The sequence below is a fragment of the Ideonella azotifigens genome (assembly GCF_006519715.1).
Lineage (GTDB): Bacteria > Pseudomonadota > Gammaproteobacteria > Burkholderiales > Burkholderiaceae_C > Ideonella > Ideonella azotifigens.
Map to the genome: position 1 here is coordinate 1 of NZ_VIDT01000301.1, position 6,430 is coordinate 6,430.

Here is a 6,430-nt window from a genome sequence, read left to right on the forward strand (position 1 = left end):
ACGCGGCTGGCCGGGCGCATGCTGAACATCGACGAAAAAGCCCGCTCCAGCATGGCCGACGACCTGGCCCTGGGCCGCGCCACCGAAATCGACGCGCTGTGCGGCGAGGTCTGCCGGCTGGCGGCCCGGCACCAGGTGGCTGCGCCGTTGAATGCCCGCATGCTGGCGCTGGTCGAAGCCTGGCCGCAGCGTCGCAAGCCCTGGCCGGCTGCGGAATTGCAGCGCGCGGTGGCTGGCCGCGGCTGACCGCGCAGGCCAAAACTGTCGCGTGAACGGCCAAATGTCGCAGCCTGCGGGCTCATCCCCATTGGCCGCCAAGCGGCCGCAGGGCTAGGATGTTTGCGCAGTACCCATTCTTCAGGAGGCCGCCCGCCATGCCCTCGCCGTTTCGCCCCGCCACCGAGTTGCTGGTGCAGTACGCCCGCTATCACCGCGACCCGCGCAACATCACCACGCACTTCATCGGCATCCCGATGATCGTGTTTGCCATTGGCGTGCTGGCAGCGCGGCCGGTCTGGGCCGAACTGGACACGCCACTGGGTACCTTGGCGCTGAGCCCTGCCCTGCTGCTGTGGCTCGCGTCCACGCTGTGGTACCTGACCCGCGGCCAGTTCGCGCTGGGGTTGGCCACCAGCCTGGTCAATGGTTTGCTGATCGCGCTGGCAGCGCCGCTGGCGGCTGGCAGCGTCGGCCACTGGCTGGGCTGGGGCGTGGGCACCTTCGTCGTCGGCTGGGTGTTCCAGTTCATCGGCCACTACTACGAAGGCCGCAAGCCGGCGTTTGCAGACGATCTGGTCGGCCTGCTGGTCGGCCCGGAATTTGTCGTTGCCGAGGCGCTTTTTTCAACCGGCCTGCTGGGCCGGCTCAAGCAGACCATCGAGGAAAAGGCCGGCCCGACGCGCCTGCGCGACCTCGCTGCGCCCACCCTCGGCTAGGCGATGGGGCACCCGGTCTGCGGGTACGCAAGCCCACCCGCCGCGACTTGGTCACGGCCAAGTATTGAACGGCCGGCTCGCCAGCTGGCTGTTGAAGTAGCGCGCATCGTCGCTCACCTCCTCGCCCAACCATGCCGGCCGCGTAAACGGCTGGTCCTCCGACTGCAGCTCCAGCTCCGCGACGACCAGGCCCGCATTCGCGCCGTGGAATTCGTCGACCTCCCACAGCAGCCCGTCCACCATCACCCGGTGGCGGTGCTTCTCGACCAACGGCCCGTCGCACAGCGCCAGCAGCGCCTGCGCGTCCGCCAGCGGCAGCGGGTATTCGAACTCGGCCCGGCTCAAGCCTTCGCTGCGGCCCTTGATGGTCAGAAAAGCCTCTTCGCCCGCGATGCGCACCCGCACCGTGCGCGCAGGGTCCCGATTCAGGTAACCCTGGCTCAGGTGCATCGCGTCCGGCTGGCGCCAGCCCTCGCCCACCACCAGGAACTTGCGTTCAATCTCGATTGCCATCAGGACTCCCGTGCGCAGCTCAGACGGGCGCGGGTGGCAGGCGCGTGAGCTGCACGCTGACGATGCGCCACTGGCCGTCGGGCTGGCGCACGTAGACGTCGATGTAGCGGTAGTGGCTGCCGATGCGCTTGCCGTCGTAGCTGCCGGTCATGTGGATACGACCGCTGAGCAGCGCGGTGCTGCCATAGAGGCGCAGCTCGAATTCCTGCACCGTGTACGGGTCCAGCACCAGCTTGGGCGACAGCAGGCCGGCGACAAACGAGGCCTTGGTTTCCAGGTCGCCGTCGCCGTCGATCTGGCGGAAGTCTTCGGCCATGTTGGCTTCGATCGCGGCCTTGTCCTTGCGCACGATGGCCAGGTCCCAGGCCGCGGACTGCGCGGTCAGCTGCTGCACCAGCGCGTCCTGGCCGGCTTCTGCGGCGAAGACAGGCGCCAGACCCGCCAGCAGCGCCAACAGAAGGAAGAAGCGGGCGAACAGTCGGGCGGCGTGCATGGGGCTCCTCTGGTGCGGGGTCGCAATGCCCCGTTGGGCGGCCATTAAACCATTGCGCCGGCAGGCCGGAAACCCGCCGCGGCAGCGGTGAGGCAGCCCGCCTAAAATGATGGGTTCCGCGCTTGATTCATCGCGCCCGCCACCTGCATTTCGCGATCGACCACCATGACCCGCAAACTCTTCGTCACCACCGCCCTGCCCTACGCCAACGCGCCTTTCCACATCGGGCACATGATGGAGTACATCCAGGCCGACATCTGGGTGCGGGCCCAGCGCATGAAGGGCGCCGAAGTGCACTTCGTCTGCGCAGACGATGCCCACGGCGCACCCATCATGATCGCTGCCGAGAAGGCCGGTCAGACGCCGCAGGCCTTCGTGGGCGCGGTGGCCGCCGGCCGGGCCAAGTACCTGGACGGGTTCCACATTGCCTTCGACAACTGGCACTCGACCGACGGCCCCGAGAACCACGCGCTGGCCCAGGCGCTGTACCTGGCGCTGCGCAAGAACGAGCTGATCGAGGTCAAGACCATCGAACAGTTCTTCGATCCGCAAAAGGCGATGTTCTTGCCGGACCGCTTCATCAAGGGCGAATGTCCGAAGTGCGGCGCCAAGGACCAGTACGGCGACTCCTGCGAGGTCTGTGGCGCGGTCTACGCGCCCACCGAGCTGAAGAACCCGTACTCGGCCCTCTCGGGCGCGGTGCCGGTGCTGAAGACCTCGGACCACTACTTCTTCAAGCTCTCGGACCCGCGCTGCGTGGAATTCCTGCAGGAATGGACCCACACGCCGGGCCGGCTGCAGCCCGAGGTGCTGAACAAGATCAAGGAGTGGTTCAACAAGGACGAGGAAGGCAACGGCGGCCTCGGCGACTGGGACATCAGCCGCGACGCGCCCTACTTCGGCATCGAGATCCCGGACGCGCCGGGCAAGTACTTCTACGTCTGGCTGGACGCGCCGGTGGGCTACCTGGCTTCGCTGAAGAACTACTTCGACAAGACCGGCCGCGACTTCGACGCCTTCTTTGCCGACCCCGAGGTCGAACAGGTGCACTTCATCGGCAAGGACATCACCTACTTCCACACCCTGTTCTGGCCCGCGATGCTGCAATTCAGCGGCCGCAAGACACCGGACCACATCTTCGTGCACGGCTTCATCACGGTGAACGGCGGCGAGAAGATGAGCAAGAGCCGCGGCACCGGCATCAGCCCACTGAAGTACCTGGACCTGGGCCTGCACCCGGAATGGCTGCGCTACTACATCGCCGCCAAGCTCAACAGCAAGGTCGAGGACATCGACTTCAACCCAGAGGACTTCAGCGCCCGCGTCAACTCGGACCTGGTCGGCAAGTACATCAACATCGCGTCACGTGCCGCCGGCTTCCTCAGCAAGCGCTTTGGCGGCCAGCTCTCCGGCGATCTGGGCGTGGAAGGCAATGCGCTGCTGGAAACGCTGCGCGCGCACCGCGCCGTCATCGAGGAGCTTTACGAGGAACGCGAGTTCGGCAAGGCGCTGCGCGAGATCATGGCGCTGGCCGACAAGGTCAACGAATACGTGGACGCGCACAAGCCCTGGGAACTGGCCAGGAAGGAAGGCGCCGAGCAGGCTTTGCAAGACGTCTGCAGCACCTGCATCGAAGCCTTCCGGCTGCTGACGATCTACCTCAAACCCGTGCTGCCGGCGCTGACCGCGCAGGTCGAGGCATTCCTGGGCGTGGCGCCGCTGCAGTTCGCGGACGCGGCCACCGCCTTGGGCGCGCACAAGATCGGCGAATACAAGCACCTGATGCAGCGCGTGGACCCGAAGCTGGTCGACGAACTGCTGACGCCTCCGGCCCCAACGGCGGTCGTACCGGGCGGCGAAGACCTGGCGCCCGAGATCAAGATCGACGACTTCAGCAAGGTCGACCTGCGCATCGCCAGGATCGTCAAGGCCGAAGCCGTGGAAGGCTCGGACAAGCTGCTGCGGCTGACGCTGGACGTGGGCGAAGGAAAGACGCGCAACGTGTTCTCCGGCATCAAGAGCGCCTACAAGCCGGAAGACCTGGAAGGCAAGCTGACCGTGATGGTGGCCAACCTGGCGCCGCGCAAGATGAAATTCGGCCTCAGCGAAGGCATGGTGCTGGCCGCCAGCCATGCGGACGAGAAGGCCAACCCGGGCATCTTCGTGCTCGAGCCCTTCCCTGGCGCCCAGCCTGGCATGCGCGTGCGCTGAAGCGCCCCGCCCCTGCGCCCTCCCGGGCTGGCGGCGGGGTGTGCCGCCAAAGCGACTGGCTTTACTTCAGTTCCGGCTGCCCGGCGCTGGCGATCACCTTGGCTTCCGGCTGCACGGTCCAGGTGACCGATGCGGGCGGCTGGACCAGCGCGGTGTTCGGGTCGATGCTGCGGACCTTGGCCATGCGGGCCACGGCAACGGCCGGATGGTCGTAGTTGCTGTGGGCTGCGACTTGCTTGCCTTCTTCGGCGGCATGAGCGGCCACGCTACCGAGCAAGGTCAGGGTGACAGCGAGGATGGGGGTGCGAATCATGGAAAGCTCCTTCAAAAAATCCGATGCGCCTGATGCGCTTGCTGTGCAGCACCAAGGGAAAACCATTAGTTCGATTATCAGGGTTTTCACCAATCCATGCACGGCACCCCATCGCTATCCCCCTAAATTCGCGCCGGCAGTTGTCTCAGCTCAAACGCCGAGCCCGGCGCGCGGCCTGCCGCGGCGGGCATTGATCGGGACGGCTTGGCTGGCGCCGCCTGCCGGCTAAAATGCATGGTTGTGCACTCTCACGTGGATCCCTCATGCCGCTGTTCTGGAAGCCCTACAAGTCCGAAGTCACCCAGTTCATCGAAGAGCTGAAGGCCAAGAAGCCGACGCTGGAGGCAGAACAACGCGCCGGCCGCGCCCTGCTGTGGGACCGCCCGCAAAGCCGTGACGACGCGGCCGAGTTCGATGCCGCCCACGTGGCGCAGCAACCCTACGTCTACCAGACCGGCAGCAGCCTGTAAGCGCCCGGCCTGACGCGCCCGCCGGCCGCGCCGTGAGCACCTCCCTGCCGAGCCGCGGCACCGCGCCCGCCGAGTTGCCTGCCGCCGTGGCCCCCGAGACCGAAGGCCCCCGCGAAGTCGACGGCATTGCCGTGGCGCGGCTCTACGGTGAGCCCTTGTTCGCGATGCCGACCGACCTCTACATCCCGCCGGATGCGCTGGAGGTCTTCCTGGAAGCTTTCCAGGGCCCGTTGGACCTGCTGCTCTACCTGATCCGCAAGCAGAACTTCAACATCCTCGACATCCCGATGGCGGATGTCACGCGCCAGTACCTGCGCTACGTCGACCAGATCCGCCAGCACAACCTGGAGTTGGCGGCGGACTATCTGCTGATGGCCGCGATGCTGATCGAGATCAAGTCGCGCATGCTGCTGCCGCCCAAGCCCAGCGAAAACGGCCAGGAAGCCGAGGACCCGCGTGCCGAGCTGGTGCGCCGGCTGCTGGAATACGAGCAGATGAAGCTGGCCGCCGCGCGGCTGGACGCGCTGCCGGTGCTGGGCCGCGACTTCCTGCGCGCCCAGGTCTTCGTCGAACAGGCCACGCAGCCGCGTTTCCCGGACGTGGCGGTGGACGACATCCGCAGCGCCTGGGCCGACATCCTGCGCCGCGCCAAGCTGACCCAGCACCACAAGATCTCGCGCGAGCAGCTGTCGGTGCGCGAATTCATGAGCCAGATGCTGCGCCGCCTGCAGGGCGAACGTTTCGTCGAGTTCCAGGACTTGTTCGACATCACTCGCGGCCAGCAGGTGATGGTGGTGACCTTCATCGCGATGCTGGAGCTGGCCCGCGAACGCCTGCTGGAACTCACGCAGGCAGAAGCCTTCGCGCCGATCTACGTGCGCCTGGCCTACCAGCCTGCTTAGATGGAGCACCCGGTTCGCGGGGTACCGCGAACCACCCGCCGAGCGGGTTGGCGGGGCCGCTTGGGGCGGCCCGGCGCTGGCCCCGTGGATGGTGCACCCGGTTCGCAGGGTGCCGCGAACCACTCGCTGAATCACCGTCGTCATGCCAGGCGTCGCAGCTTGGCCGCCAGCATCGCCCGCAGCTTGTGCGGCAGCACGGGCTTGAGCAGCAGGTGGCAGTCCTGCTGGCGGGCGGTGGCTTCGAGTTCGGCACCCAGCGTGCCTGTGACCAGCACCGCGGGCACCTTGGCACCGAAGACGTTGCGCATCAGTTGCACCGCCTCCAGCCCGGTGTGGCCATCTTCGAGGCGATGGTCCGCCAGCAGCAGGTCCGGCGTGAGCATGGAAGGTTCGACCGCACGGGTCCAGTCCTGGCAGGCGCGGAAGCTGTCGAACGCGACCACGCTGGCACCCCAGCCGCCCAGCAGCAGCAACAGGCCTTCGCGCACTGCCGTGTCGTCTTCCACCACCACGATCAGCCGCTGCGCCAGCGACAGCATGCCTTGCGCCTGCGGCAGCACCGGCGGCAGGCTGCGGCTGGCCTCACCGGGCGG

General features: G+C 66.9%; 9 protein-coding genes. 5 read left to right on the forward strand and 4 right to left on the reverse strand.

All coding sequences use genetic code 11. The features are described from left to right. Positions 1–246: ketopantoate reductase C-terminal domain-containing protein (locus FKP22_RS17510; protein ID WP_310733344.1), on the forward strand; the 246-nt coding region annotated here is incomplete at its 5' end. A 128-nt stretch (positions 247–374) separates the two neighbouring features. Then, on the forward strand, positions 375–935 hold the full coding sequence (locus tag FKP22_RS17515) for an Mpo1 family 2-hydroxy fatty acid dioxygenase (protein ID WP_141288795.1): 561 nt from the start codon (positions 375–377) through the stop codon (positions 933–935). A gap of 51 nt (positions 936–986) precedes the next feature. Here the strand turns inward: FKP22_RS17515 and FKP22_RS17520 are convergent, their stop codons facing one another. Then, positions 987–1,448, reverse strand: a complete 462-nt coding sequence (locus FKP22_RS17520) for a CYTH domain-containing protein (protein ID WP_141288797.1) — start codon at positions 1,446–1,448, stop codon at positions 987–989. A 19-nt stretch (positions 1,449–1,467) separates the two neighbouring features. Continuing rightward, positions 1,468–1,941, reverse strand: coding sequence for a nuclear transport factor 2 family protein (locus FKP22_RS17525; protein ID WP_170200942.1), 474 nt, complete (start codon positions 1,939–1,941; stop codon positions 1,468–1,470). A gap of 165 nt (positions 1,942–2,106) precedes the next feature. On the opposite strand from FKP22_RS17525, the gene metG reads away from it, so the two are divergent. Beyond that, positions 2,107–4,152, forward strand: coding sequence for a methionine--tRNA ligase (gene metG / locus FKP22_RS17530; RefSeq protein WP_141288801.1), 2,046 nt, complete (start codon positions 2,107–2,109; stop codon positions 4,150–4,152). Positions 4,153–4,213: 61 nt separating this feature from the next. On the opposite strand, the gene FKP22_RS17535 is transcribed toward metG, so the two are convergent. Further along, positions 4,214–4,465, reverse strand: coding sequence for a hypothetical protein (locus tag FKP22_RS17535; RefSeq protein ID WP_141288803.1), 252 nt, complete (start codon positions 4,463–4,465; stop codon positions 4,214–4,216). A 263-nt stretch (positions 4,466–4,728) separates the two neighbouring features. Between FKP22_RS17535 and FKP22_RS17540 the strand changes: the two genes are divergently transcribed. Together FKP22_RS17540 and FKP22_RS17545 are read left to right on the forward strand one after the other, a co-directional pair. Then, positions 4,729–4,935: a DUF3460 family protein gene (locus FKP22_RS17540; RefSeq protein WP_141288805.1), complete on the forward strand. Its 207-nt coding sequence runs from the start codon at positions 4,729–4,731 to the stop codon at positions 4,933–4,935. A 74-nt stretch (positions 4,936–5,009) separates the two neighbouring features. Next, positions 5,010–5,837: a segregation and condensation protein A gene (locus tag FKP22_RS17545; RefSeq protein ID WP_231011610.1), complete on the forward strand. Its 828-nt coding sequence runs from the start codon at positions 5,010–5,012 to the stop codon at positions 5,835–5,837. Positions 5,838–5,977: 140 nt separating this feature from the next. On the opposite strand, the gene FKP22_RS17550 is transcribed toward FKP22_RS17545, so the two are convergent. Further along, positions 5,978–6,430: response regulator (locus FKP22_RS17550; RefSeq protein ID WP_141288807.1), on the reverse strand; the 453-nt coding region annotated here is incomplete at its 5' end.